Annotated in this window: 20 protein-coding genes; 5 read left to right on the plus strand and 15 right to left on the minus strand. The window is 54.4% G+C overall.

Annotation, left to right across the window (positions count from 1 at the left end; genetic code table 11):
• Nucleotides 1-858 precede the first annotated feature (858 nt).
• The 5 genes from DYE26_RS20240 to DYE26_RS20260 form a co-directional block, all read right to left on the minus strand.
• Nucleotides 859-1,776 (minus strand): carbohydrate ABC transporter permease, encoded by a 918-nt coding sequence (locus DYE26_RS20240; protein ID WP_036626610.1) that lies wholly within the window; start codon nucleotides 1,774-1,776, stop codon nucleotides 859-861.
• Nucleotides 1,777-1,801: 25 nt separating this feature from the next.
• Nucleotides 1,802-2,731 carry an ABC transporter permease gene (locus DYE26_RS20245; RefSeq protein ID WP_036626611.1) on the minus strand — a complete coding sequence of 310 codons (930 nt, stop codon included), beginning with the start codon at nucleotides 2,729-2,731 and terminating at the stop codon, nucleotides 1,802-1,804.
• A gap of 89 nt (nucleotides 2,732-2,820) precedes the next feature.
• Entirely contained in the window at nucleotides 2,821-4,317 is a 1,497-nt protein-coding gene (locus DYE26_RS20250; protein ID WP_036626613.1) for an ABC transporter substrate-binding protein, read from the minus strand.
• 217 nt (nucleotides 4,318-4,534) lie between these two features.
• Entirely contained in the window at nucleotides 4,535-6,079 is a 1,545-nt protein-coding gene (locus tag DYE26_RS20255) for a response regulator transcription factor (protein ID WP_036628909.1), read from the minus strand.
• Nucleotides 6,072-7,898: a sensor histidine kinase gene (locus DYE26_RS20260; RefSeq protein WP_036626614.1), complete on the minus strand. Its 1,827-nt coding sequence runs from the start codon at nucleotides 7,896-7,898 to the stop codon at nucleotides 6,072-6,074. The genes DYE26_RS20255 and DYE26_RS20260 overlap by 8 nt, the downstream gene beginning before the upstream one ends.
• Nucleotides 7,899-7,931: 33 nt before the next feature.
• Here DYE26_RS20260 and DYE26_RS34575 point away from each other — a divergent pair, with 33 nt between their 5' ends.
• Nucleotides 7,932-8,054 carry a hypothetical protein gene (locus DYE26_RS34575; RefSeq protein ID WP_255310305.1) on the plus strand — a complete coding sequence of 41 codons (123 nt, stop codon included), beginning with the start codon at nucleotides 7,932-7,934 and terminating at the stop codon, nucleotides 8,052-8,054.
• A 462-nt stretch (nucleotides 8,055-8,516) separates the two neighbouring features.
• Here DYE26_RS34575 and DYE26_RS33565 read toward each other — a convergent pair whose 3' ends face one another.
• The 3 genes from DYE26_RS33565 to xylA form a co-directional block, all read right to left on the minus strand.
• Nucleotides 8,517-8,681 (minus strand): hypothetical protein, encoded by a 165-nt coding sequence (locus DYE26_RS33565; protein WP_170180017.1) that lies wholly within the window; start codon nucleotides 8,679-8,681, stop codon nucleotides 8,517-8,519.
• A 498-nt stretch (nucleotides 8,682-9,179) separates the two neighbouring features.
• A complete protein-coding gene (gene xylB / locus DYE26_RS20265) occupies nucleotides 9,180-10,676 on the minus strand; it encodes a xylulokinase (protein WP_036626615.1) in 1,497 nt (498 codons plus the stop codon).
• A 114-nt stretch (nucleotides 10,677-10,790) separates the two neighbouring features.
• Nucleotides 10,791-12,107: a xylose isomerase gene (xylA, locus tag DYE26_RS20270; protein ID WP_036626617.1), complete on the minus strand. Its 1,317-nt coding sequence runs from the start codon at nucleotides 12,105-12,107 to the stop codon at nucleotides 10,791-10,793.
• A 251-nt stretch (nucleotides 12,108-12,358) separates the two neighbouring features.
• On the opposite strand from xylA, the gene DYE26_RS20275 reads away from it, so the two are divergent.
• Nucleotides 12,359-13,537 (plus strand): ROK family transcriptional regulator, encoded by a 1,179-nt coding sequence (locus DYE26_RS20275; RefSeq protein WP_036626619.1) that lies wholly within the window; start codon nucleotides 12,359-12,361, stop codon nucleotides 13,535-13,537.
• 170 nt (nucleotides 13,538-13,707) lie between these two features.
• Here the strand turns inward: DYE26_RS20275 and DYE26_RS20280 are convergent, their stop codons facing one another.
• Complete coding sequence (locus tag DYE26_RS20280) at nucleotides 13,708-14,520, minus strand: formate/nitrite transporter family protein (RefSeq protein ID WP_036626621.1); 813 nt, start codon at nucleotides 14,518-14,520, stop codon at nucleotides 13,708-13,710.
• A gap of 210 nt (nucleotides 14,521-14,730) precedes the next feature.
• On the opposite strand from DYE26_RS20280, the gene DYE26_RS33570 reads away from it, so the two are divergent.
• Nucleotides 14,731-14,886 carry a hypothetical protein gene (locus DYE26_RS33570; protein ID WP_164815297.1) on the plus strand — a complete coding sequence of 52 codons (156 nt, stop codon included), beginning with the start codon at nucleotides 14,731-14,733 and terminating at the stop codon, nucleotides 14,884-14,886.
• Nucleotides 14,887-15,280: 394 nt separating this feature from the next.
• Here DYE26_RS33570 and DYE26_RS20285 read toward each other — a convergent pair whose 3' ends face one another.
• Nucleotides 15,281-16,447: an HD-GYP domain-containing protein gene (locus DYE26_RS20285; protein ID WP_036626622.1), complete on the minus strand. Its 1,167-nt coding sequence runs from the start codon at nucleotides 16,445-16,447 to the stop codon at nucleotides 15,281-15,283.
• 278 nt (nucleotides 16,448-16,725) lie between these two features.
• On the opposite strand from DYE26_RS20285, the gene DYE26_RS20290 reads away from it, so the two are divergent.
• Together DYE26_RS20290 and DYE26_RS20295 are read left to right on the plus strand one after the other, a co-directional pair.
• The gene (locus DYE26_RS20290) at nucleotides 16,726-17,706 is read left to right on the plus strand and encodes a LuxR C-terminal-related transcriptional regulator (RefSeq protein ID WP_036626624.1); all 981 of its coding nucleotides are present in this window, start codon (nucleotides 16,726-16,728) and stop codon (nucleotides 17,704-17,706) included.
• A 152-nt stretch (nucleotides 17,707-17,858) separates the two neighbouring features.
• Nucleotides 17,859-19,616 carry a putative bifunctional diguanylate cyclase/phosphodiesterase gene (locus DYE26_RS20295; RefSeq protein ID WP_051985755.1) on the plus strand — a complete coding sequence of 586 codons (1,758 nt, stop codon included), beginning with the start codon at nucleotides 17,859-17,861 and terminating at the stop codon, nucleotides 19,614-19,616.
• 133 nt (nucleotides 19,617-19,749) lie between these two features.
• Here the strand turns inward: DYE26_RS20295 and DYE26_RS20300 are convergent, their stop codons facing one another.
• The 5 genes from DYE26_RS20300 to DYE26_RS20320 all read right to left on the minus strand — a co-directional run bounded on the left by DYE26_RS20300 (nucleotide 19,750) and on the right by DYE26_RS20320 (nucleotide 25,069).
• Complete coding sequence (locus DYE26_RS20300) at nucleotides 19,750-21,048, minus strand: MFS transporter (protein ID WP_036626625.1); 1,299 nt, start codon at nucleotides 21,046-21,048, stop codon at nucleotides 19,750-19,752.
• 57 nt (nucleotides 21,049-21,105) lie between these two features.
• Nucleotides 21,106-22,008, minus strand: a complete 903-nt coding sequence (locus tag DYE26_RS20305) for a polysaccharide deacetylase family protein (RefSeq protein WP_036626626.1) — start codon at nucleotides 22,006-22,008, stop codon at nucleotides 21,106-21,108.
• Between the two features lie 212 nt (nucleotides 22,009-22,220).
• Nucleotides 22,221-23,039, minus strand: coding sequence for a GNAT family N-acetyltransferase (locus tag DYE26_RS20310; RefSeq protein WP_063836339.1), 819 nt, complete (start codon nucleotides 23,037-23,039; stop codon nucleotides 22,221-22,223).
• Nucleotides 23,036-24,034, minus strand: coding sequence for a glycosyltransferase (locus DYE26_RS20315; RefSeq protein WP_036626627.1), 999 nt, complete (start codon nucleotides 24,032-24,034; stop codon nucleotides 23,036-23,038). Before DYE26_RS20315 ends, DYE26_RS20310 begins: the two co-directional genes overlap by 4 nt.
• A 75-nt stretch (nucleotides 24,035-24,109) precedes the next feature.
• Complete coding sequence (locus tag DYE26_RS20320; RefSeq protein ID WP_036626628.1) at nucleotides 24,110-25,069, minus strand: phosphotransferase; 960 nt, start codon at nucleotides 25,067-25,069, stop codon at nucleotides 24,110-24,112.
• Between the last annotated feature and the right edge of the window lie 165 nt (nucleotides 25,070-25,234).

The following is a 25,234-nucleotide window of genomic DNA, read 5'->3' on the forward strand; positions in this document are numbered from 1 at the left end:
TTAAATGCGTGTTAACTCAACTTTCGCAGAACCAAAATCGGCTTAACCGCTGATGCTGTATAGACAGAATAACGAATAAAATCTTAGCCTTGACAAAAATAGCAAACCACCGCTGCCTATTTATTTCGCTGTCGGATGGCGGGCAAAGTGTGCTTGACCGGCTCCACTCTGACCGCTAATTGCTAATCATACAACTAACTTTACTTCCATTTGCCCAATCATTTGTTTAATTGCATTTCATACAGCTATTTTCTCGTTCCTTTGTCTCTTCTTCAAAAGATAGTGGAATAACTGCACGTTTTACACTTAATTAGTAGCTGTGGCAGCATTTCCGGATAAGTAAATGTACATTTTACAACTAATTCAACGATGGACCCCGTTTTACTTTGATCCAAAGTTCCGGATAGCCGCTTCGCCCAGTTACATCGACGCTTATTTGCCAATTTCATGCTGCGAAAGTTGAGGTGTTAAGAACAAAAAATGTCGCTATATCGTCGATATCAGTTCATTTGCGAGAAATAGGGGACATTTATGTCGCTATTCTCCCTCGTCGCAAGGAAATGCCCGTGTTCTGGACCATTCCAGGAAAATAAGTACATAAAATGCCGCTAATGGGCCTGAACATGCCAGGGCTCCCGATAATAAGTACATAAAGTACAGCTATTTTGCAGGCCGACGGCCAGTCGTTCCGGTAACCCGCTATCAAGCACCGATTTCTATATAAGCTGAACTATGGATTGTACGAGAATCATTTCCCACCCTTGCACTCTTGCCTTACTTCCGCATTTCTTTAGTTCAACATATATAGGTTGCCGATTCTCATCCTCATATCTAGGTCGAGCCGGTTCCTGGCCTCTCTTATTCTTTAACGGCCCCTACCGTAAGCCCCTGCACAAAGTAGCGTTGGAAAAACGGATAGGCGAAAATAATCGGCAGCGTCGCCAGCACGACCATCGCCATGCGCGCCGTGTCCTGCGGAATCGACGACAGCGCCTGCAAGCTCAGCGAGCTGTTTTGCGAGTTTTGCTGAATGAACTGGATGCTCGATTCGATCCGCATCAGCATCGATTGCAGCGGCACAAGGTTCGGATTGTCGATGTACAGCAGGGCGTTAAACCAGTCGTTCCAGTAGCCCAAGGTGCTGAATAGGCCAATCGTGGCCAGGCCCGGCAGCGACAGCGGCAATACGATGCGCAGGAAAATATAGAAATCGCCCGCCCCGTCGATCCGCGCCGATTCGATGACCGCTTCAGGCACGCTGGTGCTGTAGAACGTACGAAGAATCATGATATAGAAAGCGTTCATCGCCAGCGGCAAAATCAACGCCCAAAGCGTATCCTTCAAGCCCATGAGTTGGGACACGACCATATAAGTCGGAATCATCCCGCCGTTAAACAGCATGGTCACGATTGCAAACACGGAGAAAAACCGCCGGTAGCGGAAGCTTTTCCGCGAAATCGCGTAAGCGTACAGCGCGATCAGCACCAAGCTGAGGATCGTGCCCGCCACGGTAATCAAAATCGTCACCCCGTAAGAGCGGAGCAGCGAGTCCCCGCTTTCGAACACGAAACGGTAAGCCTCCAGGCTCCATTTGGCCGGAAACAACCGGTACCCGTCCGTGGCCAGCGTTTTTTCATCGGTAAATGAAATAATGACGACGAACAAAAACGGAAATACGCACATGAAAGAAAATAGGCCCGCAATCAGGTGCAAAACCGCGTTCCATCCGCGCGAGACATGATGAAAATCCTTGTGTTTTCTAACAACCTCCGCCATAACCTGACACTCCTTTCAGCTTGATTTAGAATAGGGCGCTGTCTTTGTCGATTTTGCGCACAATGAAGTTGGAAACAAGGACGAGCATAAAACCGACGACCGATTGATACAGCCCCGCCGCCGTACTCATGCCGATTTCCCCGGTCGTTTTCAAACCGCGGTACACGTAAGTGTCGATGACGTTGGTCACGGCGTAGAGCGTCCCGGAATCCCTCGGCACCTGATAGAACAAACCGAAGTCCGCGTAAAAGATCTTGCCGACCGCGAGCAGCGTCATAATAATGATGATCGGAGAAAGCAGCGGGATCGTGATGTTGCGGACCTGCTGCCATTTGCTCGCCCCGTCGATCATGGCCGCTTCGTACAGCGATTTATCGATGCCCATAATGGAAGCCAGGTACACGACGCTGTTGTAGCCGACCATTTTCCACAAATTGACGAACACCAATATATACGGCCAATACTTCGGTTCCGAATACCAATTGATCGGTTCGGCGCCGAACCAGCCGAGGATCTGATTGAGCATCCCCCGGTCCATGCTCAGGAAGCTGAACGCAAAATAGCCGACGATAACCCAGGACAGAAAATACGGCAGAAACATCCCGGTTTGATACACTTTGGCCATCACTTTGCCGGCCAGCTCGGAGAGGATAATCGCCATCGCCACGGAAAGCACCAATCCGATAAAAATAAAAGCAAGGTTATACAGCAGCGTGTTGCGCGTTATGGTAAAAGCGTCGTCCGTCATGAACAGGAACTTGAAGTTGTCCCAGCCGACCCATTCGCTTTTGGCAAGGCTGGCCCAAAACCCTTCACGGCTGAAACGGTACTGCTTGAAGGCGGCCACGGTGCCAACCAGGGGGAGGTATGAGAAAAAGAAAAACCAAATGGCCCCCGGCAACACCATAAATAACATGACTTTGTTTTTGAGTACATTTTTGAAAAATGCGGCCATCTTTGTGTTCCCCTCCTGTCTTCATCATGAAAAAAAATCGGGCGCAACGTTCACCCGCCCGATCCTCAAATGTTCAGTTTCCCTAAATGTTACTTGTTGTTCTCAGCTTTCCAGGTGTCGAGCTGGGCTTGGGCTTCGGCCATAACCTTGTCAAGACCGGCTTCTTTGAATTTTTGAATCGCTTTCGGAAGATATTCTTCCGGATCGACGGTCCCGGTCATCAGCGAGGACCAGAATTGCTCTCTCACATTTTGAACAGCAGCCATTTCGGTAGCCACTTTTGTGCTGTCGAAGTTGAAGCTTAAGGTAGGCGAATTGACGCCGGAAGCGTTAAACTGCTTGAATTGCTCCCATTTGTCGTCGGGATCGTTCGGGTTCAAATAGAGCAGCATGTTGTTGCCCAAGGAATAAGACGGCATGTCGTAGTTTTTCGATTCGTCCAGGTTTTCCATATGTTTGTCGTCGACTTTCTTGTAGTGCACGCCCTCGATCCCGGAGTCGATCATGTTGCGCAGTACCGGATCGGTATTCAGCAGGTTCAAGAATTCCATCGCTTTCTCCGGATACTCGGAGTTGGCGGAAATGGCCATGATCGAACCTTGAACCGAAGTATTCGTAACAATGGCGTCGCTCGCCGGCGTAGATACGACCGGATATCCAAAACTTGCGGACAACATATTGTCTGCGAGCGGCTGGGTTTGTTGCCGGAATAACAGCCAGTTGCCGGACTTTTTCAAATCCTCGATGGATCCGGTCGTTGCCGCTTCGGGGGCCACATAACCCGCTTTATAATATTTGTGCATCGTTTTCAGGGCTTCCTGCATTTCCGGAGTTTCCAAAATGTTGACGATTTTATAGTCGGTGGTGTCCAGTTTTACCGCCATCGGCAGGTCTTGAATAATGTAATCATATGGAACGTAAGGAATATATTTTTTATCCATCGCAAACGGCGTTACGCCCGGCTCTTTTTCCTTGATCGTTTTCAAGAGCGGTTCCAGGCTATCCAAAGACCGGACACCTTCGATATCCAAATTGTATTTGTCAAGAAGGCTCTTATTAAAGAACCATGCCTCCAGCTGTGGAAGCTCTTTGTTGGCCGGAATGCCGTAGTTGTGACCATCGACCTTGGAGCCTTCCAGGAACGCCGGATTGATCGTGTTTTTCAGGTCTTTTCCGTATTGCTCAAGCAGATCGTCGAGCTCCAGGAACGCGCCTTTTCTGGCGTTTTGCACATAATCAAAGCTACCGGAGCCGGAAGCGGTGAACAAAATGTCCATCGGCTCCCCGGAAGCGACGTTAACCTGCATCTTTTGCGAGTAGTCGCCCCAGTCGACCATTTTCATCGTAACCGTGGCATTGATTTTTTCCTTCGTGTACTTGCTGACTTCTTCCATAACTTTGTCCACGTCTTTTTGCGGAGTGCCGATCGTGTACCAAATGAGGTTTACGGTTTTGCCCGAGTCCCCTCCGGCTTCCGGCGAGCCTTCCTCGGCGCTGTTTTTGCCTCCTCCGCAAGCGCTTAACACAAACACCAGAGCCGTTAGCATCGCGAGTGCGAAGGAAAAGCTTTTTTTGCTGTTGCTCATGCTGGATCCTCCCTTTCGAATGAATTTCTGTAATCTATCTAATACAACCTTACCGAATGAAAGCCATTTCAAAAAGAAGCTAAATTTAATAAATCAGGGTACAAATTAAAGAAAAGATCGGCCGCAAAAAAATACCCCGGGATAAAGAATGGAATCCCTTACATAAGGAGTTAGTTCCTTTTCTTTACCCCGGGTATTTTTCCCGTTGTATCACCTGTTAATGAAGGGCTTTGAAATCAGTGGGCGATATGCCGACATATTTCCGAAATTGTTTGTAAAAATAGCCGATTTCCCAATATCCCACATTGCGGGCGATTTCATGCACCTTCAGATTGGTGTTTTTGAGCTGCTGCTTTGCTTTTTCGATCCGGTATTTATTGATATATTCCGCAAAAGAACCCCCCGTCTCCTTATGAAACAGCTGGCCTAAATAAACGGGGTGGATATGGTATTGCGCCCCCAGCGTTTTCAAGGAAAGCTCGTCGGCATAATGGCCATGGATGTACTCCAGCACCTGGCTCACCACCGGATTTTTGGCATCCTGCAGCAGCGAGCCGACTGTTTCCTCCGCCACGCCCTGAAGATGCCGCACCAGCTCGGAGAACGCGGCGCTGCCCTGCACCCGGTCCAACCCTTTGCGGAAGATGTCCGTCTCGTCGGTATGCTTGATCTCTTTAAGCTCCATTTTAAATCTGACTACCAGTTCGAGCGCAGCGTTGTGCAGGTCCTCCGGGCGGATGCCCGGCGTTTGCTGCAGCTCCGCGAAGCCGGTTTGGATCCGCTGCTTTAATCCTTCCGCGTCCCGGGCCAAAATAAGCTTGGCATACTCGTCCCAAGGCAGGGATATTACGCCGCCTTCGCCGCCCTTATCAAGCTCCAGCGACTTGTACTCCATGAGCGGGCGATCCGGATAGATCATAAAATACTCCAGCGCCCGTTTGGCCTCTTTATAGCTTGCGGCGCCTTCTTCACACGGCGGCGGACCCTCCGGCCGCAATGGGCAGACTCCGCCGACGCCGATTTGCACCGGTATATTCCGGGCGGCAAGCGCTTCCTTGAGCTCTCGCAGCTTGGCGAGAAAATCCCGCTTCCCTTCGGCTTCGGTCCCCAGCATGCCGATCAGCACGATATCGCCGTCAACGTCGCGGAAAGGCGTAATGTCATTACCCGCTTCCAGAAGCTTGGCCGTTTCCTCAAAAGCTTCATTTTGGCTGCCGCCCGTTCGCAGCACAGCCACGGCCATAAAAGGGCCGTTTAACGAAAGGCTCAGCAGTTCGGCCCGCTCGGCAAATTCCCTGGCCGCGATCTGCCCGTTCAGCCAGCGGTATAACGTGTTGTCTTTGAGAATCTGCACGTCGTAAGCGTCGTACAATTCCTCGGACCGCTGGCTTTCCAGTTTTTCCACCGTATTGCGCAGCGTGGATTCCAGCTCCTCCACGTTGATCGGCTTCAGCAAATAGTTTTCGATGCCCAGCCGCATGCCTTCCTTCAGGTAATCGAACTCATTGAAGCCGCTCAGAATGATCGCCTTGAGATCCTTATGCCGCTTGCGCGCCTCGGAAATCAAGGTCAAGCCGTTCATCACCGGCATCGAAATGTCGGTGATCAGCACGTCGGCGGGGGTGGTTTGCAGCGCGTCCAGCGCCTGCCGCCCGTTTTCCGCGTGCCCGACAATCTCCAGGCCGAACGCCGGCCAATCCAAAATATCGTACAGCCCTTCTATAATAAAAGGCTCGTCATCGACAATAAACACTTTATACATTTTCTGCATCCGATCCTTCCCGATTTGGATAACGTACTACAATCGTCGTCCCTTCTCCAGGCCGGCTTTCGATTTCAATCCCGTATGCAGGCCCGTACAAGAACCTTAGCCGGCTGTGAACGCTGCGCAGCCCGAACATTTCCCCAGGCTCTTCCTTGCTCTCCAGCGCTTCGCGGATTTCGGCCAGCCTGCTTTGCTCAATGCCTTTCCCGTTATCTTGAATCACGGCTGTGATAATATCGACCTCATCCTGAACTCTGACCGTCAAGCGGTTATCGTCCCGGTCGGTTCTGATGCCGTGGACGATGTAATTTTCAATGATCGGCTGCAGCGAAAGCTTCATCGCCGATTTGCCGAATAGGGCGGGATCGGCTACGATCTTGTAATTGAATCTATCTTTATAGCGGATTCTGAACAGCTCCAAGTAAAGCCGGCAGGCCTCCAGTTCGTCTTTCAGGGTGTAGATTTTTTTCTGCTGCACCAGGCTTTTGAACAGCACGGACAAGCTGTAGATCATCTCGCCGACGTCCCTCGCCCCCTGGGAGACGGCCCGCATGCGGATCACTTCCAGCGTGTTGTACAGGAAGTGCGGGTTGATCCTGGCCTGAAGCGCCACCAGTTCGGTCTGCTGCTGCTTGATTTCGGCCTTGTACACCCTTTCGATGTATTGATTCAGCTCATCCAGCATCTCGTTGAAGCTGCGGGAGATTTGCCCCAGCTCGTCCTCCCGCGGATCGGCGATCCGCGCCGCCAAATCCCCGCCGCGCACCTTGCGGGTAAACCGGATGATCCCGTACATCCGTTTGGCGAAATTGCTGATGAACAGCGAAGGAATCATAATCGCAAAAAAGATGCAGATGATGCTGATGGTGAGAATCGTATTTCTTAGCCCAACGTACGTATCGGCGAGTTCCTGTTTCGGCACGGCGCTCAGCACCGTAAATCCGCCCTGGCTTTGCGTCAGCTTGGTGACGATCGTCTTCCCGCCCAACACGCCGCTGTCGTAAATCGAGTTCAATTGCTCATTGTACGGATACTTCCGGCCGTAGTATATGCCGGAGGAATCGAACAGCACGTCCCCGTTGGCGGAGATGACCAGAATGGAGCCTTTCAAGTCTTGTTTGTAAAAAGCCATGCTGTTCCAAATCTTGTCCGTATCGAAATAAACGACCAGTTGCCCGATATTCCGCAGCGACTGGTTATTGTTGACCGGCACGCGAACGGAATACATCGGCGGATCAGCCGGCAAGCCCACCGCTTTGCGCACCCAAATGTTGGCCGCCGCTACGTTTGAGCTGTCCTGCTGATACATGACATCCGGAACGTACGAGCGGGCGGCGTTGGTGGAGATGATTTTGAACTGCTTGTCGTTGCCAAAGGCATACAAGTGCTGCTGATCCGCACTGTACAGCATCAGGCTGCGGATATCCGGATTATCCTCCACCTGATTGCGGAAATACAGCACCGTATCCGTCAAAGAACTGTTCTCCGTATAAAAACGATCCAACCGGTACCGTACGTAATCCTGATACGGGTGCTCCAGGAAATAAGACGTATTGGAGGCGAGCTCGCTATCCCGGTATATGTCCCGCACCATCGCCTGCACCGAATTGTATTTCCCGCCGATATAATTGCTTACGCTTTCAATCGCCCGTTTCTGAATATCCAGCTGTCTTTGCACTGCGGACTCCGACATGAATTTGAACATCAGGTAGGAGAACGTAATGATCGTAACGATCGTAATGACCGAAAAAACCAGAATGATTTTCATGAACAAATTGTTTTTGAAATAATTGCGGTAAATGCTGCGGATCATCATGACGCCCCTCCTCCCGCATAGGTTAATTATATCATGCCGAACGGAGCATGTGATTTGCATAACCTGGGAGCGGGCCTGGCCCGGGAGGAGCTTGGCCTGGGAGAGCTTGGCCTTGGCGGCTCTAGGCTGCCATCGGCGGACGCGGGGCTGCCGTGAGCAGGCCGAGGGGCGCGAGGCCGAGGCTGAAATTTAAAGTACATCTTGGCGTGATTTTCACGCACCACACACCTGATGAGCTCCCCGCTACCCAGTCGTCCTTTTACCTCTCATTGGAAATATCCAATAGATTACCGAACCTCGAACTCCATTGTGAACTCTCATTGGAAAAATCCAATAGATTTCGCCCAAATGGCCCATTCTGCGCCCTGCCAAGCTTGATCTATTGGAAATATCCAATTAAACCGCTGTGTCTGTCACTGGATGTCTGTTCTATTGGATATTTCCAATCTGAACAGTCCGTCAGGCTGCGGAAACCGGCGTCCGGCTTACCCACGATCAGAAAAACGCCTGACGGCGCACTAGCGTTGCACTAATTCCGACAAGATCCACAAGATACACCTCTAGCCACAACTAATCTAACGGTTGCCACCACCGCTATTCGCTCAAAAAACGTTGATTTCAAATTGTAACGGTTGCCATAGCGCTTATTTCACTGAAACCCGGCTCATTTTGCTTAGATTCAGGCAAATAACGCTTCCCCCAACCGTTAAAATTTTGAACAGGGCTTTTTCGTAAAATAGCCGCTGCTACAACCGTTGCTATGATTTCCTTCTGCAAGCTCAATTTTATTTAGACACCTAAGCCTTTGCGGAAAACCTGAAATGTATCAAGGCAACAAGTTGTCTTGTGAAGAGTTTGAGTTTATACAACGCCAGTGCTGACGGCGTCCTTTAATGGCGCTGACTTCTACTTTGGAGCGATTGGAGGCTCTTCCTAAACATTGGACGTTGCTCTAACGGACTACCAGCGGCCTTATCCACCCATTTCCCGAGTATTTCCCAGCCTAACGGACCCACATGACCCTATTTCGCTCTAAACCCGTTCATCCACGCCGATTTGAGGTAAATAAGGTCATCTGTTTCCGTTACAATTTGCAAACCTCCGTTTTTCCGAAAATAACGGCACTGGTGTCCCTTAGCTCCCCAGATCCTCTTCTCTCCCCTTCTACCTGCGCATCGCCCCCCTACCACACCCGAAATTTTACAAGGTTGAAAAAAAAGCCCGTTCCCGAAGGAACAGGCGCCGCTGCAAGCAGACGGGAGGTAAAAACACATATGCACTTTACCCCCGGAATTCCTGCAGCCCTTCATTCAGCGACCGGGTGGCCGCGTAAACTTGCTGGTACAGCTTAAAGAGCCGGGCGTACTTTTCCACGTTGGCCGAGATCGGCTCGTACGTGGCGGCGTAGCCGATAAACGCGTCGGCGCATTCCTTCAGGCTGGCGAACCAGCCGCTGCCGACGGCGGCCATCATCGCCGCGCCCATCGCCGGGCCCTGCTCGTTCTTCAGCGCGACGACCGGCTTGCCGAAAATATCGGCCTGCATTTGCAGCCAGACCGGATTTTTCGCGCCGCCGCCGATGGAAATGACGCGCTCGACCGCGATGCCGGCTTGGCGGATCAGATCAAACGACTCCTGCAGGGAGAACGTGATCCCCTCCATGACGGCGCGGGCCAGGTGCTCGCGACGGTGCGTGCCGGACAAGCCGATGAAGCTGGCGCGAATGACGCTGTCCGCGTGCGGCGTACGTTCCCCGACCAGGTAAGGGGTGAACAGCAGCCCCTCCGAGCCCGGAGCGATGCCGCCCACCGGCTTCAGCAGCTCGTCGAAGCTCAGCTCCGGCGCCAGCGACTCCTTAAACCAGCTCAGGGAGTACCCCGCGCCCAGCGTCACGCCCATCGCGTAAAACGCCCCCGGATGGGCATGGTTAAAGAAATGCACCTTGCCGCCGAAGTCTTTGTTTTTGTCCTCTTCGTAAGTCAGGACAACGCCGGAAGTCCCCACGCTGCACAGCGCGTCGCCCTTGCGGACGATCCCCGCGCCAACCGCGCCGCAGGCATTGTCCGCGCCGCCGCCGAACACCTTCATCGCCGGGGACAGGCCGGTCTGCGCCGCAAACTCCGGCAGCAGCGTCCCCGTCTCCTCGGTGCTGCCGACGAGCGGCGGGCAAAAGCCTTCCGGAAGGCCAAACGCGGCGGCGATTTCATCGCTCCACTTTCCTTCCGGCACGTTCAGCATCAGCGTTCCGGCGGCGTCGGAGATTTCCATCTGCACTTTGCCGGTCATCCGGTACCGCAAATAATCCTTCGGCAGCACGAAACGCGCCGCTTTGGCGAACAATTCCGGTTCATGCTCCTGCACCCATAAAACCTTCGGCAGCGTAAATCCTTCCAGTGCCGCATTGCGCGTAATTTCTAGCAACCGATCGCCCAGCTTCGCCTCGATTTCCCGGCATTGCTTGGTCGTGCGCGTATCGTTCCACAAAATCGCGTTGCACAGCACGTTGTTTTGCTCATCCAGCAGCACCAGTCCGTGCATTTGGCCCGAGAACGACACGCCCTCGATGTCCGCCGCGGAAACGCCGCTCTCCTCAAGCAGCCGTTTCAAGCAATCGATCGTGCCATTTACCCATTCCTCGGGATTTTGCTCGCTGTACCCGGGACGCTCCTGAATGAGCGGGTAAGCCGCGGAGGCTTCTCCCTTGATTTCGCCGTCTTGGCCGACGAGCAGCGTTTTGACCGAACTCGTGCCAAGATCGATGCCGATCACATATTTCATCCGTACGATTCTCCTTTCATATTTCCCCGGCAGGCAGGGGCGTACGACCACAAAAAGGGACGGCATGCGTCCCTTTTCATACATATAAGGCGGACAGGTGTCCGGACAACCTGATTACTTCGCGCTGAAAATATATTCGTTCAGGCGGGCTTTGATCAGTTCAAGATGGTTGGATTTGTTGACGATTTTGCTGTTTTGCAGCGCGTAAGCTTCCAGCGTTTTGAAGTTGGCTTTGCCGGATACGATATCGGCGCCGATGCCGGTTTTGAAGCTGGCGTAACGCTCTTCGATCAGCTTGTCGAAGAATTTGTCCTCGATCAGCTTGCCGGCCACCTTCAATCCTTTGGCGAAACTGTCCATACCGGCGATATGCGCATAGAACAAGTCTTCCGGCTCAAAAGATCCGCGTCTTACTTTGGCGTCAAAGTTCACGCCGCCGGAGCCCAGTCCCCCGTTTTGCAAAATTTCGTACATCGCCAGCGTAACGGCGTAGAGATCGGTCGGGAATTCGTCCGTATCCCAGCCCAGCAGCGGATCGCCCTGGTTGGCGTCGATCGACCCGAGCATGTTGTTGATGCGGGCTACGCGCAGCTCGTGCTCAAACGTATGGCCGGCCAGCGTCGCATGGTTCGCTTCCAGGTTCAGTTTGAAATGATCCTGCAGGCCGTATTTTTGCAGGAATGCAATCGTCGTGGCCGCGTCGAAATCGTATTGGTGTTTGGTTGGCTCTTTCGGCTTCGGCTCAATCAGGAATTGGCCTTTAAAGCCGATTTCTTTGGCGTAATCAACCGCCATGTTGAAAAATCTCGCCAGGTTATCGAGCTCCAAGCCCATATCCGTGTTCAGCAGAGACTCGTAACCTTCACGTCCGCCCCAGAACACGTAGTTTTCCGCGCCCAGCTCAAGCGCCGTTTCCAGGCCTTTCTTCACTTGCGCCGCAGCGTAAGCAAACACGTCGGCATTGGAGGTCGTTGCCGCGCCGTGAACGTAACGCGGGTTGGAGAACATGTTGGCCGTGTTCCACAACAGCTTCACGCCGGTCGCTTTCATGCCTTCCTTGATTTTTGCGACGATCACGTCGAGGTTTTCGTTCGATTCCTTCAGCGTTTCGCCTTCCGGCGCAATGTCCACGTCATGGAAGCAGAAGTACGGTGCGCCGAGCTTTTCAAGAAACTCGAAGTTGACTTCCACGCGCACCTTGGCGAGGTCCAGTCCGCTTACGGTTTCCCACGGACGGATCATGTTGCCTTGACCAAACGGGTCGCTGCCGTTCATCGTCAGCGTGTGCCAATAAGCCACCGCGAAACGCAGATGGTCTTTCATCGATTTGCCAAGCACGACTTCGTTTTCGTTATAATGTTTGAACGCCAGCGGATTCGTTGATTCTGCGCCTTCATACTGGATTTTGTTCACGTTTTTAAAATAACTCACAATAAAGTCCTCCCAACCGGTTTGGTTTTTAAGTAAGCCTTTACATCCATTGGTTTATAAGGAGCATGCTCGCCGTTTCCAGGCAGCATGCCCTGCACAACTAGATCGTATCACGTTCAACTTAGTTTGTCTAGCCAATAAACTAAGTTGTTGTTTTTTGTTGATTTTTCGGGGGACTGTTGTGTATGATGCGTATAAAGTACGTAAATAAGGTATACGGAATATACGCAACGTGACTGTGGAGGAAAAAGATGAAAATAACAGGCGACCAGCAGCTGATCAAAAAAATGAACAAAACGATCGTCCTCGACACGATCCGGCAGCGCCAGCCCTTGTCCCGGGCGGATATTTCCGCCGCGATCGGACTCAACAAGGCGACGGTGTCGTCCCTCGTGTCCGAGCTGATCGACAGCCGGCTCGTCGCCGAAATCGGCCCCGGCGAATCGAGCGGCGGCCGCAAGCCGACCCTGCTGCTGTTCAACCGCAGCGCCGGATACGCGATCGGCATTGATATTCGCGTAAACGATCTGCTGGCCGTGCTCGTCGATTTGGAGGGCAACGTCCTGCAGGAGAAAACCGCCGCCCTGGCCGACTCTTCCCCGGACAGCGTGCTGGAGCAAATCCGCAAAGCGATCCGCCAGCTGGCCAAAAAACTGCCCGATTCCGCCTACGGCATCGTCGGGATCGGCATCGGAGTTCCCGGGCTCGTCGACGAGAACAGCCGCGTCGTGTCCGCCCCCAATCTGGGCTGGAACCAGGTCGACTTGCTCGGCCCCCTCGCCGCCGAATTCGGCGGCAACATCCATATCGATAACGAGGCGAACGCCGGCGCGATCGGGGAGAAACTGTACGGGGCCGGCCGGGACGCCCTCAACCTGATCTACTTGAGCATCGGGATCGGCATCGGCTCGGGGATCATCGTAGGCGGGGAGCTGTACCGCGGCACCTCGAATTTCTCCGGCGAGGTCGGCCATATGACCGTGGCCGAAGACGGGCCCCTCTGCCGCTGCGGCAACCGGGGCTGCTGGGAGACCTTGGCCTCCGAAAAAGCGCTGCTGGACCGGGCCGGCAAGCTGTGGGGCCGCGCGGTTCCCGACCTGGAGCAGATCGTCCGGCTGGCCCGCGAGGGCGCCCCTGAAGCGATCCGCCTCCTGGACGAAACCGGAGCCCAGCTTGGCGTCGGTTTGGCCAACCTTGTCAACATCCTGAACCCTGAGCTGATCGTCATCGGCAACCGGCTGTCGCTGGCCGGCGATCTGCTGCAGGACGCGATGCTCGAAACGCTGGAAAACCGCAGCCTTTCCTATCATCGCAAAAAATCGCATGTCGCCTTCGCCAATCTCGGCATCCGCTCGACCGCTTTGGGCGCCGCATCCATGCCGATCACCGCTTTTTTGGCGGACCCGCATATCGAACCGGCGGAATCCTAGCGCAGGTTTAATACAATCCGGAGGATCCATCATCCTCCGGAGCCTAATAACCTTGAATCTCGTTGCCCTTCGCCCGCCTCAAATGCTGCGGCTGCTCCGCGGTTTCACGCCTCCCCCGCACCTGCAACCTCATATTGCGCTTCGAACGAAATATTTTCTAGGCAACGAAATCAATGTTTGTCTTGCGGAAGATCGCCTGCCTCCTGGGCATCCAAATAAGGCTTGTTCGCGAAGTAATACATAAAGCCCATCAACATCACCCCGCCGATCAAATTGCCTATCGTCACCGGGATTAAATTGTGAACCACGCCGGCAAAAGAAATCGTCCCCGGATGGTTCAGCACCAGCGCGATGGCGAACGTGCACATATTCGCGATGCTGTGCTCGTATCCGGAGATGAAAAAACAGAAAACAAACAGCATCATGGCGAACATCTTGGCGCCGTCGCCCTGCAGCGACATCGGGATGAAGAAGGCCAGGCAAACAAGCCAATTGCACAAGATCGCGCGAAAAAACAGCTCAAGGGTAGGCGTGGCCATTTTATGCTCCACAACGCTCAGCAGAAAGCTGTTGACCGAGGGATCGGTAAACAGGCCCGTCAAATAAATCAGCAAAGCAAAAGCGGCGGCTCCCATGATATTCCCGATATAGCTAAGCCCCCAAAGCCGGCCGACATCCGACCATTTCAGCTTCTTCCTTAACGCGGCAAAGGTATAATAAAACGTATTCCCGGTAAACAGATCCCCTCCGCCGTAAGCGATCAGAATGATGGCCGCGCCGAACGTAATGGCCGCCATCGGGTATGTAAGCGGAGAATGCTCAAGATAGAAATAGTTGCCGCTTTTGAAGGCAACGATAACGCCAAAGCCGATAAACATGCTGGCCAGCATCGCCCTGGCGATATAACGGATTTGACTTTGGCGAAAAATTTTGTACTTCTTGAGTGCCAGCTCTTCCACTTTTAATAACGATTCGGTCTCCATAGCGCCTCCAGTCGATTTCCTTCAATTTTTATATATCTTAATATTTTGTCCGGTGCCGGTCAAAACAAAATCTTAACTACCTAACGCTCCGGGGAATTGTTCCCAGCCGATAGCGTATTTACAACCGGCCGGCAAATATGCATAATGATATCAGGACATATGATAATGATTATCATTATTAGATAATAAATGGAGGAGCTGAAGGCCGCGATGAGATTATCCGCTCGGAGAAAAACAGCGCTGTGCACCGACGATTACCTCGATTTGCTGAATCTCGCCATTAAACTAGGCGACAAGCAATGGCAAAAGGAAATCATCCGGAAGCTGGAAATGATGCAGGCGGAGACCTGCGACGTTGCGATATAAGGAGTGGTCGACCGCCGTCATGCAGCGCGACACCGCGCTGAGGGGAAATCCCACGAAATGCAAAAGCCGAAAGTGCAGGCGGTTTTCGTCGAAATTCCTCGAAACAGGTGGTTCAGATGTAAAATGTGAAAGTGCATTTCATTTCGGGTCAAAAGCTACTTTTTTATCAGATAGCCCTGAAAGAGATGTATTTTTGCATTTCAACCGCTCTAAAACGCAAATTCACGGAAAACAAAATGCATTTTTGCAGTTGATCTCATCGGACCGCCCTTCTTCCTAGTGAAAAACGGCCCACTGCTGGAACTGATCAACGAAGGTAGGTATAAAGAGGAATTGGCCCATCAAAGCAAGAAGCCCCTTTGATCAAGGGGCTTCTTGCTTTGATGATCCTCCGCTACGCCTTGATGGTCTCACCCGCAGTCTCTTCCACCAAGCCGGAAATCACCAGATCGGTTTTGCGCATTAAATCCACTTCGTAGGGGGGGCTTACGAGGCTGCCGTCGGCTTCGCGGATAATTTTGACCACGGGCCGGTGCACCAGACTCGTTTCCAGGGAGGTTACGACCCCCAACTGGCCGCTGCTCAGCCTGACTACGCTGGAGAGAGGATAAATGCTGATATGCTTTAAGTAGGTTTGAATCAGATCGAGGCTGAAATACCGGTCTCCGGCGGCCAGCAAGTATTCGACCGCTTCTCCGGGCGTATAAGCCAGCCGGTAATTTCTGCGGGAGATCAGCGCGTGGTACGTATCGGCGATCGCCACGATTTCCGCGTATTCATCGATCTCCCCGTGTTTAAGCCGCGAGGGATACCCCGTGCCGTTAAACCGTTCGTGATGCTGCAGCGCGCATAATGCCGAGCGCGGGGAGACCCCTTCCATCCGGCTGATGATGCGGTGGCCTGCCTCCGGATGCAGCCTGACCGCGGCCCGCTCGGCTCCGGTCAGACTGCCGGTGCTGCTAAAAGTATGGGCCGGCAGCTCCGTCATCCCGATGTCGAACAGCAGCGATCCGACGCATAGCTCGAGCATTTCGGCGCCGGCATAGCCATTTGCCAAACCGAGAATAGCCGCATACGCCGTGACGTGAAAAGAATGCTCCAGCAAGTAAGGGTCGGCTCTCTCCAGGCGGAGCAAACCGTCAACCACCCCGTCATGGCGCGTAATCTCATATAAAGTGTTGCGGAACATCCGGCGAAACGGCTCCTCCATCTGCGGGCTCGACGGCCGGCCGATCCCCAGCTCCGCGTCGGCCAGCCGGATCAAGGCCTGCCTCATTTCCCGGCGCTTTTCCCACTTATCTCTGATTTCCTGAACAGGCACGGGAGTGTGCGAGCCTTCGGCGGCTGGCGCAGATTGGAGCTCGGCTTTGGCTGTAGGCCCTTTCTCCTGCGGCTCTTTATTGACGATACACGCGTCTTTGATCCCCAGTTTTTTTAAACGGTTGATATGGACTTCGGTCAGCGCCGTTCCCGGGCCCAACATGACGATTCCGCGTTGATTCAAAATCGGCTCGGCCAAAACGTCCCCCGGCTCAAGCATGGCGATATGAACCTGTTTCATGGCAACACCTCTTTATTAAACAAGCTAAGCCGGCCAGCAAGCGGCGAAATCCAGCCTCCCTTCAGGTTTCGCTAAATGCAGTCCAGACCACAGAAGCTTCCTATTCGACAGATTCAAATTTATCATGGTCATAACAGCCGAGAACATTACCCCAAAGTATACTTTCAGAGCCCGCTTTTTCGACAAGACTATACAAAAAGTCACTATTCCTTTACATAATTCAACGATATCCTTAAAGATAAATGGAAAATATCTACGAAATTTGAGGGTGAATAGCCATGAGTATGCAAATGCATGAGAGGGCGGACACAGCGCGGGGCTCCCGTTTGCTTGGCAGGGAATGGGAGTTGGAGACTTTTTCCGTTTATTTGAGCCACTACTTGAAAATGGAACGGATCATAAGCATCTATGGGGCCGCCGGGGTCGGCAAAAGCGCCCTGGCCGAGGAATTCCAAAAACAGGCCATCCGGCAAGGCGCCGCTACCGTTGCCCTGGATGCCGCCCGTTTTAAGGCAAAGCCCGCTGATTTCTGCCGGCAAATACTGAAGCAGCTCGGGCTTCTGGGTACGCTTCCTCCCTCTTCCGATCCCGCTTTTGTCGTCAGAGCCGCCATCGAAGCCATTCAGCGGAGAGCGGAAACGGGTCCGACCATTCTCTTTCTCGATTCGTACGAACTGCTAGAGGATCTGGACGACTGGTTGCGCGATTTCTTTTTTCCGCAGATTAAAGCCGGCTGTCTTACCGTCATCTCCGGGAGGAATCCGCTATCCGAGCATTGGCTGAACTCCATGGTCTGGAAACGCAGCATTTACCGGATGCCCTTGGGGAATTTGGACTACTGCAGCGTTGTTGCGTATTTGCGCGGATGCGGCATCACCGACCAGGAACTGATCTTCCGGCTCTGGAAACAGACCGACGGACACCCGCTGGCGCTGACGGCTTTATACGGCGGCCGGGAAAACGGCGGGGAACCGGAGGCCGGACTAGGGGAACCGTCTGCCGCAGACCTCCTCCTTTCTCCGGGATCTTCCCTGGAGCACCTCCCCAAAGCGAAGCCCGAGGAGGTCATTTACGCCCGCACCGATTTAACCCGCCGGGAGAAGGAGGTTGCGGCGCTGGCCGCCGAAGGATTGACCAATCGGGATATCGCTTCCAGGTTGTTTTTGAGCGAGGTTACGATCAAAAAACATATGCGCTCGATTTTCCAAAAAGTCGGGGCCAGCAACCGGACGCAGCTGCTAAAGCTGCTTATGGACTGAACTTCCGTAACTAAAGAAATCCATTGCTTTCCTCCTTATGACGCATGTATGATGAGTATATAAGTTTTGTTACGGATATTCTCCCGTATGCCGGACATCGTCAGAGTTCTTGTTAACACCATTTGCGGTTCATTTCGAGGAGGCTTTTAAAAGTGGACGACCAGCTAGCCTTTCAATCCAGTTTTGAGTCAATCATCGACGCCTCGGCGCTGCTGCGCGCCATCGATTTGATGGGTGTGGGGCTTGCGATTACCGATCCTCGTTTGCAGGACAACCCTCTCGTATACGTAAATCGGGGCTTCGAGGAAATCACCGGTTATTCCCGCGAGGAAGTTTTGCTGCGGAATCCCCGGTTTCTTCAGGGTGCGGAAACGAACAAAGGGCAGTTGGAGGTTATACGCCAAGCGATCTTAAGCGGCCGATCGTCAACCGTCACGATCAAAAACTACAAGAAAGACGGCAGCACCTTTTGGAACCAATTTACCATTAGCCCCATTTTCGATTCGGATGGGCAACCCCTCTATTTTATTGGGCTTCAGTTAGACGTCACCCAGGAGATAGAAGAACGAAGAGCCTCTACGGAGCAGATCCGCCAACTCTCGAATTTGGATCCTATCACCCATTTGTTGAATATGAGCCGCTTCCGGGAATTGATGCACGCTGAACTCCTCAAGGCGGAAGCCGAGAAGAAAACCGCGGCCGTGTTTCACGTCAACCTGAACCGGTTCCGGTATATCAATGAAAGCTACGGGGAAAGCACGGGAAACGAACTGCTCCGGCAGGTCGCCGACCGGCTGCGGAGCTCCTTCGCCGAAGAAACGTTGATGTGCCGCAGCTTTGCCGACGAATTTATCGTGCTTGTTTCCGACATATCCGATCCTTTGTTTATACATACTTTAGCGCTCGGTCTGAGCGATGCGCTGCATGAGCCTTACGTTTTGGCCGGGGAAGAGATTCAAATCGGTTTCGGCATGGGCATCAGCCTTTTCCCGGACGACGGTCCCGATGTTACCCAATTGTTAAAGCATGCCGAGCTTGCTCTTAAGGAAGCTAAGGAGGAAGCGCTTAACGGACCGCACTATTTTGACTACTACTTAATGGACAAGCTGCTGGAACGTGTTTCTTTAGAGCAAAAAATGGCCCGGGCGCTCGCGGAAGGGCAGTTTGAACTGCATTTCCAGCCCAAGGTGGACTCCGCCACCGTGAACCTTACCGGTTACGAAGCGTTGATCCGCTGGAATGACCCGGTTCAGGGCTATATCCCGCCGAATACGTTTATTCCGATCGCCGAAGATACCGGGTTTATCGTCGAGTTGGGAGAATGGGTGCTGCGCGAGGCCTGCCGGGCCAACAAGCAATGGCAGGACAACGGCTTTCCGAAGCTGCCGATCTCCGTAAATGTATCCGCTGTCCAATTCAGGCATCCCCAGTTTTTGCGCACCGTCGAGAACGTGCTGAAGGAAACGGGGCTGGCGCCGCAGTATCTGGAGCTGGAGGTCACGGAGTCGCTGCTGAACAATCCGGTGATCATCAAAGAAACGCTGGTCGCCTTGCAGGAGCGGGGAATTTCCCTCTCCGTCGACGATTTCGGCACAGGTTATTCCTCCATCAACTATTTGAAGTCCCTGCCGCTGCAGGTACTGAAAATCGATCGGGCGTTCATCCAGGAAACCCCTTTCTCCGAACGGGACAGCCTGCTGCTGCTCTCGATCATTCAATTGGGGAAGTCGCTGGGCATGACGGTTTTGGCCGAAGGGGTGGAAACGAAGGAACAATTCGATTTTCTGCAAAAGCATGGCTGCGACCAAATTCAGGGGTTTTATTACAGCCGCCCTTTAAACGTTTCCGATATGGAAAAATTGTTGAAGGAGCGAAAAATAAAGCCGCTGGATCACATGGATTCGGCTTAGATTTAAAAGATAACGGCAAGGCGGGCGGAATAAAGTTCCTCTCGGCCTTGCCGTTTTTTTATACTTCGGCGTATTTGGATGAGAACGGGGAACGGTCAGCGTCTTTCGGTTAGAGTCCGCGTAGAGTCTATGATCAGCGTCGCTTGGTCCGGCTTTTCCCGATTGGATAGAAGTAAAACAGGCAGAGGGCCAGCAGCATGGAGGCGGCGGGAATGCCGCTCATCATCCAGCGGATGCCGGAAATCACGGAACCGGGCTGCGTCGCTTGATGCGCGGCGTAACCGCTCATCTCCAATATCAAGCCCAAGCATCCGGCCTGCAGGGACACCCCCCAGCGAACGATAAACCCGTTCATTCCAAAATACATTCCTTCTCGGCGGGCCCCCGTCCTTCGCTCATCCTCATCGATCACCTCGGACAGCATCACGTCCAGCAGCACCAGCAGCCCGGCCAGGCCGAACCCGACGGCGGCGGCAACGATAACGCTAACGTTTCCCGTTACGAGACTAAACGGGAGCAGAGCGATCAAATAGCAGCCGGCCGCCGCCATAATTCCCCGCCGCGGCCCCGATTTTGCCGTGATCCGCCCCCACGCGAATACGGACGGGACGGCCGTTAGGAATATGGCGCCGAGCAGCACGGTATTGAAGCTTTCTTCCCGTTCCAGGACATACTTCGTAAAAAACGGAATCCCGGCGGGCAGCAGCGCAAACGTAAACTGGACGAGAAAGCTGCCGAGGACGTACAGCATAAAAGCGCGGTTGGTGAGCGTATGGCGAATGGCCGCCGGCAGGCGGAACGACGCCTGGAGGGAGCCGGGATTCGTCTCCCGGCTTCCCCAAAGCGACATAGCCAAAAAGGCGGCGGCGACCGCGGCAAACACCGCGCCCATGGCCCCGAAGCCGATTTGCGAGTACACCAGCGGCGGGAGCGCGACGCCGATGATCATGCCGACGATGCCAAGCATCTGCCGCCATGACGAAACATAGGCGCGCTCCTCCATCGTTGGGAACATTTCCGGGAACAAGGCGGAATAATTCAGCACAACCGTTACGAACAGCGCATCGTACAAAAAGACGGTCGCGACGAAATAAGGAAGAACGGCGTCGCCCGCCGCCGGGGGGATCCAAAGGGCGGCGAAAACCGCGGCCAGCGGAAGCAGCCCGAACGCGATATAAGGGATGCGCCTCCCGAAGCGCGTCCGCGTCCGGTCGGACATATGGCCGAGGAGCGGGTTCAGCACCGCGTTCAGGGCGCCATGCGCCACCATGGCCAGGCTGATCCACGCCGGGCGCGCGCCAAGCACATCCACATAATAATAGACCAGATAGGCCGCAAACGCTTGCGACAGCAGATTCACGGCCAGATTGCCCGAGCTGTAGGCCACTATCCGCAGCTCCGGTCCGGATGCCCTGGCGTTGGATCGCTTCATCCGTTCCCCTCCCCGTTGGGTTAATGCGCTTCAACCGTTCCGGGCCGTTCACCCGCCCTAACGTCGTTGCTGCAGCTTCCGCAAATCCCGCCACCGGATCATGACGATCCCTTCCGAACGGATAGTTTCCCGCACCTCAGGATCGCGAAACAAGTCAAAATCCCACTGCCGCTTCTCCCATTCCCCGTGAATAGCCTTCAATTCCTCCGACGCCAAAGCCGGATGAATAATCAACTCGGAAACGCCGGGCTGCAGGGACCGCAACACACGGATCATGTCCCGTTTATAGCTTTCGTACGTTTCCCCCGGCTGCTTGCCGAAGGGAAGGCCGATCAAATGGTCGAGGATCACGACGCCCATCCGGTCGGCGAGCTCGGCGGCTTGCCGGGCCATTGCGGCGGCTTCCGCCGGCAGCTTGCCGAGATCGGGCAGCGCGCGAGGCATGCGGAACGGCAGCTCATAGCGGGCGCAAACCTCAAACGCTGCATCAAGGAAATGATGTCCGGTCGCAAGGCCGTACAAACTGCCCATATGGTTGTCGAGGTGGGTTGGCGCAAGCCCCAGCGCCAGCGCCGTTTCAACCTGGTTGACCATCTCCAGGCGCACGTGATGGCGTGCGGCCTGCCGTTCAAACGCGGCGATATCGGCGGGAAAATACCCCTCCTCCGTCACAAGCGTGCTGACATCGCCGTTCCTCGTGACCGGTCCCCATTTATAGCCGCTCCATTCGCTGGTAAACGTCAAATGCACGCCGACATCGTGTTCGGGACGCGCGGCGCTCCAGGCCGCCGCCTCCTTGGCCCAGCCGCAAGGAATCATCACGGTGGCCGAGGATACGGCCCCTTCCTCAAGCAGCTGCATGATAGCCGCGTTTTCGGCATGGCACATGCCGAAGTCATCGGCGTTAACGATCAGCAGCTTCGCTCCCGGTTCATATCCCAACTGCTCGGCCAATGTCATCGCAAAGCCTCCGTTTCGTCAGTGGATTTTGTCGAAGCGCTTACATTGTGAGTGGAAATCACGGTTGCCGTTCCAAGGATACCCTTAGATCAAGTCTGCTCTTCCTGAAAATGTATTCGTCCGCCCACCCGAACATTCCTGCTTGCAGCCCCCAAGCGGATGCTCGCAATGAGCGGCCAAAAGATCGCACGATCGAACTCTCCCTTTTCCCGCTATTTGCCAATCCGGTAATGATATCCCGACACGGCGGCAAAACCGAGTTTCCCGTAGAGCTCCAGCGCCGGGGCGTTCTTCTCAAGCACCTGGAGATACATGCCTTCCGCCCCCGCTTCGGCCGACCAGGCCGCGAGGGCAAGCAGCATCCGGGCGGCCGCTCTCTTGCGGCGGTGGCGCGGATCGACGATAACATTGCTGATTCCGGCCCAGCCGGCCTCGACCACCGCCGTGGCCACCGCTATGGGCTCCGCTTGATCTACGATCGCAACAAACGCTTTAGGGGAAGGCATAGCGGCAAAGATCGACCTGTAGCCTTCACGCCGTGATTCGGGAAACCCTTCCATCCGTAAAAAATCGTCCAACCACGGCTCGCTCACCTCCGGCGCAAGGATGACCCCGGTTCCAGGGAAACGGAATTCCTCTGTCCCTTCCGCCGCGGCCATAGCGGAGCAAACAAGCCCCAAGTCTGCGGCGCGGTTTATGATTTCCCGGCAGGAAGCCGCCAGCATCAGGCAGTGCATCGCCTCTTCATAGTCCGCAGCCGCGAGCAGAATATCCAACTCCGGAGGCGAAAAATCGCTCACATGAAAGCAAGGCGGCAGCCCCCGGTCGCGATAGAAACGCTCCGCCTCCTCCAACCAATCCCCTTCCGGGAACGGGCCTGCGGCAAGCACGCTGTTGGCCCGCCTCGTTACGCCGCCATTGGCTCGAAGCTGCCAGGAGCCTAGACGCCGCGATTCGCGCGGCGGCCAGCCGCTCGCAGCCAACTCCTCAAGCCGGTGACCCAGGGCGCTATGTGCCATCCGTCCGCTCATTTCAACCACCCCGCAAAAAAGTCCCGGTAGCCCCGCTTCATCACCGTGGCCGAAAACTTCGCAAAGGCGTACTCGCGGTTGTCGGCGGAGAATCTCTGCGGCGCGGCCGCCGCCATATTGACCAGCTCGAACCAGTTTTGCTCGTTGCCCGCAAAGGCGTGGCGGGAGCTGATATGGTCGTAGCAGGGATGTTCGGGTTTGACGACGATTTTCCCCATCGCCAGCGCTTCCGTCAGCGGCATGGCAAAGGTATCGAATTTCGAGCAGCTCCAATACACCTTGGCTGAATTCATCAAGGCGAAAATCTCATCCTGGGACAAAGCGAACCTCAGGGTTACGTTGCCGGGGATGTCGTATTTTTTCACACTCTCCCGGTAACGCGCCCCGCCGAAAACCATGACGACATCTTTGTCCGGGTTCTGCCGCGCATACTCCAGCACCAGATCCGGGCGCCGGTTCTCCTCGTCCCGGCCGATCCAAAGCACCCGGTTGTCCACGATGGCCGCCGGATCAAAATGCTTCCGCGCCAGCGTCTCGTCAAAGCCGATCGGGATCACGTCGACGTCCGTCACCCCGAACACGTCACGAAGCTGCCGCCACAAAAACTCCGTCTGCACGACCGCCTTGTCCACGATCCCGTAAAACGGCTTCATCATTTCGTAGCCGGTCAGCGCCGGATCGGGAAAGCTGTGCGGGAACAGCACGCTGTTTTTGATGAACATTTTGAGAAACGTAAACCCGGAGACCGTATAGATCACGTGCTCGATCCCCTCTGCGTAAATTTGGTCCAGCACGATGTCATAGTTGACCAAATCCCCTTTTTCATGCTCGTAACCCGGAATCCAGTCATGTCCGCTGACATGGCGCTCCGGAGAAATAAACACGATCTCGACGCCAAGCTCCGCCGCGATGTTGCGCAGCCGTTCCGCAAACACGCGAGGCCCCTGCGCTTCCGTAAACTGGATTTTCCGCATGACCAAACCGACTTTTTTCATATGATCCCGCCTTATTTTCTGTGTCAATTACCTTGTGTTGTGATGCTTGCAAACTTCCATCTATCCAAGCTTGCGCTAACTGCCCATAAGAACCATGCAGCCGGCCAAATTGGCCGCCGTTTCTTCCTGCTGCGCCAGCAGCCGTTCCCGGGGCCAAACGCATTCCGCCCGCTTAAGATCGCTTTGAATCAGCAGCAGCATCCAAAGGGCGAAAAGCGCGGCAAAGCTCCCGTATTCGCGGACGAACGCCCCCCGCTCCCACTCGGCCCCGTAAAGCCGGGCTTGTCCCAGGTACTCGCCAAGAATCCGCTCCCGGTCGGAAGCGGTCATACGCTTGGCAAACATCGGATGCGACATATCGATCAGGTGAAAGAGATCCCAAAACGGAGAGCTCAGGTGGGCGTGTTCCCAATCCAAAATATACAGCCGCCCCTCGTCCGTGACGGCGTAATTCCCTTGGTGGAGATCGCCGTGCGACAACACCCGCGGTCCGCCAAACCGCTCCCCCGCGCGAGCCGCGCGGGCCGCGGCGAATATTCCCGCCGGCTGGCCAAGCCCAAGCTCGCTTAAAACTGCGGCGGCCTCGTTTTGCCGGTCCAAAAGCTCGGCGGCGATGGTCTCGATGCCGGGCTTGGGCCCCTGCATGGACAAACCGCTCCATTCGGCCGCCGGAAGGCTATGCCACCACGCCATCCGCTGTGCAACCTTCAAAGCATTCTCCAATCGATACGCGTGTCCCAGGGCGCCGAGATCCTCAAAAATCGCCCAGCCGGCCGCTCCCTTGCCCTCCCCGGAGGTCGCCAGCATCTGCGGATAAATCGGCGGGAAAAAGGGCAGCACATGTCTATACACCCAAATTTCACGATCGATCGACTCGCCGTTCGTTAACGGCTTAAAAATGCAGCTTTGCCCCTTCGCCGGATAAAAGCGCTCCACAAACCTGCCGTTCATCCCCCGGTAAAGCGGCTCTCTTCTCCGTATTTTGCTGTCGTCGAGCGTTCCTTCCGCCCGAACATATTCGTACAAATTCCCCATCATGCGGCTCCCGTTTCTTTTCCCTGCGTGTCCTTAAAATACAATCGCAAACTATCGCTGAACGCGGTCTGTCTTCTTTGAAGGTATAGCGATAGGTGTTTTTCTTACTAGGGTACATAAAATTTGAAAAGAATGTCAAACGGTTGCCGCAAATTCCGTAAGTTT

The sequence above is a fragment of the Paenibacillus macerans genome, from assembly GCF_900454495.1.
GTDB classification, from domain to species: Bacteria; Bacillota; Bacilli; order Paenibacillales; family Paenibacillaceae; genus Fontibacillus; species Fontibacillus macerans.

Bases quoted from the DNA above. Each gene is read 5' to 3' on its own strand.
- DYE26_RS20320 (WP_036626628.1), bottom strand. From the start codon at position 25,069: ATGGGGAATTTGTACGAATATGTTCGGGCGGAAGGAACGCTCGACGAC.
- DYE26_RS20250 (WP_036626613.1), bottom strand. From the start codon at position 4,317: ATGAGCAACAGCAAAAAAAGCTTTTCCTTCGCACTCGCGATGCTAACG.
- DYE26_RS20285 (WP_036626622.1), bottom strand. From the start codon at position 16,447: ATGAAACAGGTTCATATCGCCATGCTTGAGCCGGGGGACGTTTTGGCC.
- DYE26_RS20275 (WP_036626619.1), top strand. From the start codon at position 12,359: ATGAAAATAACAGGCGACCAGCAGCTGATCAAAAAAATGAACAAAACG.
- DYE26_RS20315 (WP_036626627.1), bottom strand. From the start codon at position 24,034: ATGAAAAAAGTCGGTTTGGTCATGCGGAAAATCCAGTTTACGGAAGCG.
- DYE26_RS20310 (WP_063836339.1), bottom strand. From the start codon at position 23,039: ATGAGCGGACGGATGGCACATAGCGCCCTGGGTCACCGGCTTGAGGAG.
- DYE26_RS34575 (WP_255310305.1), top strand. From the start codon at position 7,932: ATGCCGAACGGAGCATGTGATTTGCATAACCTGGGAGCGGGCCTGGCC.
- DYE26_RS20255 (WP_036628909.1), bottom strand. From the start codon at position 6,079: ATGTATAAAGTGTTTATTGTCGATGACGAGCCTTTTATTATAGAAGGG.
- DYE26_RS20240 (WP_036626610.1), bottom strand. From the start codon at position 1,776: ATGGCGGAGGTTGTTAGAAAACACAAGGATTTTCATCATGTCTCGCGC.
- DYE26_RS33570 (WP_164815297.1), top strand. From the start codon at position 14,731: ATGAGATTATCCGCTCGGAGAAAAACAGCGCTGTGCACCGACGATTAC.
- DYE26_RS20290 (WP_036626624.1), top strand. From the start codon at position 16,726: ATGAGTATGCAAATGCATGAGAGGGCGGACACAGCGCGGGGCTCCCGT.
- DYE26_RS20245 (WP_036626611.1), bottom strand. From the start codon at position 2,731: ATGGCCGCATTTTTCAAAAATGTACTCAAAAACAAAGTCATGTTATTT.
- xylB (WP_036626615.1), bottom strand. From the start codon at position 10,676: ATGAAATATGTGATCGGCATCGATCTTGGCACGAGTTCGGTCAAAACG.
- DYE26_RS20260 (WP_036626614.1), bottom strand. From the start codon at position 7,898: ATGATGATCCGCAGCATTTACCGCAATTATTTCAAAAACAATTTGTTC.
- DYE26_RS20280 (WP_036626621.1), bottom strand. From the start codon at position 14,520: ATGGAGACCGAATCGTTATTAAAAGTGGAAGAGCTGGCACTCAAGAAG.
- DYE26_RS20300 (WP_036626625.1), bottom strand. From the start codon at position 21,048: ATGAAGCGATCCAACGCCAGGGCATCCGGACCGGAGCTGCGGATAGTG.
- DYE26_RS20305 (WP_036626626.1), bottom strand. From the start codon at position 22,008: ATGACATTGGCCGAGCAGTTGGGATATGAACCGGGAGCGAAGCTGCTG.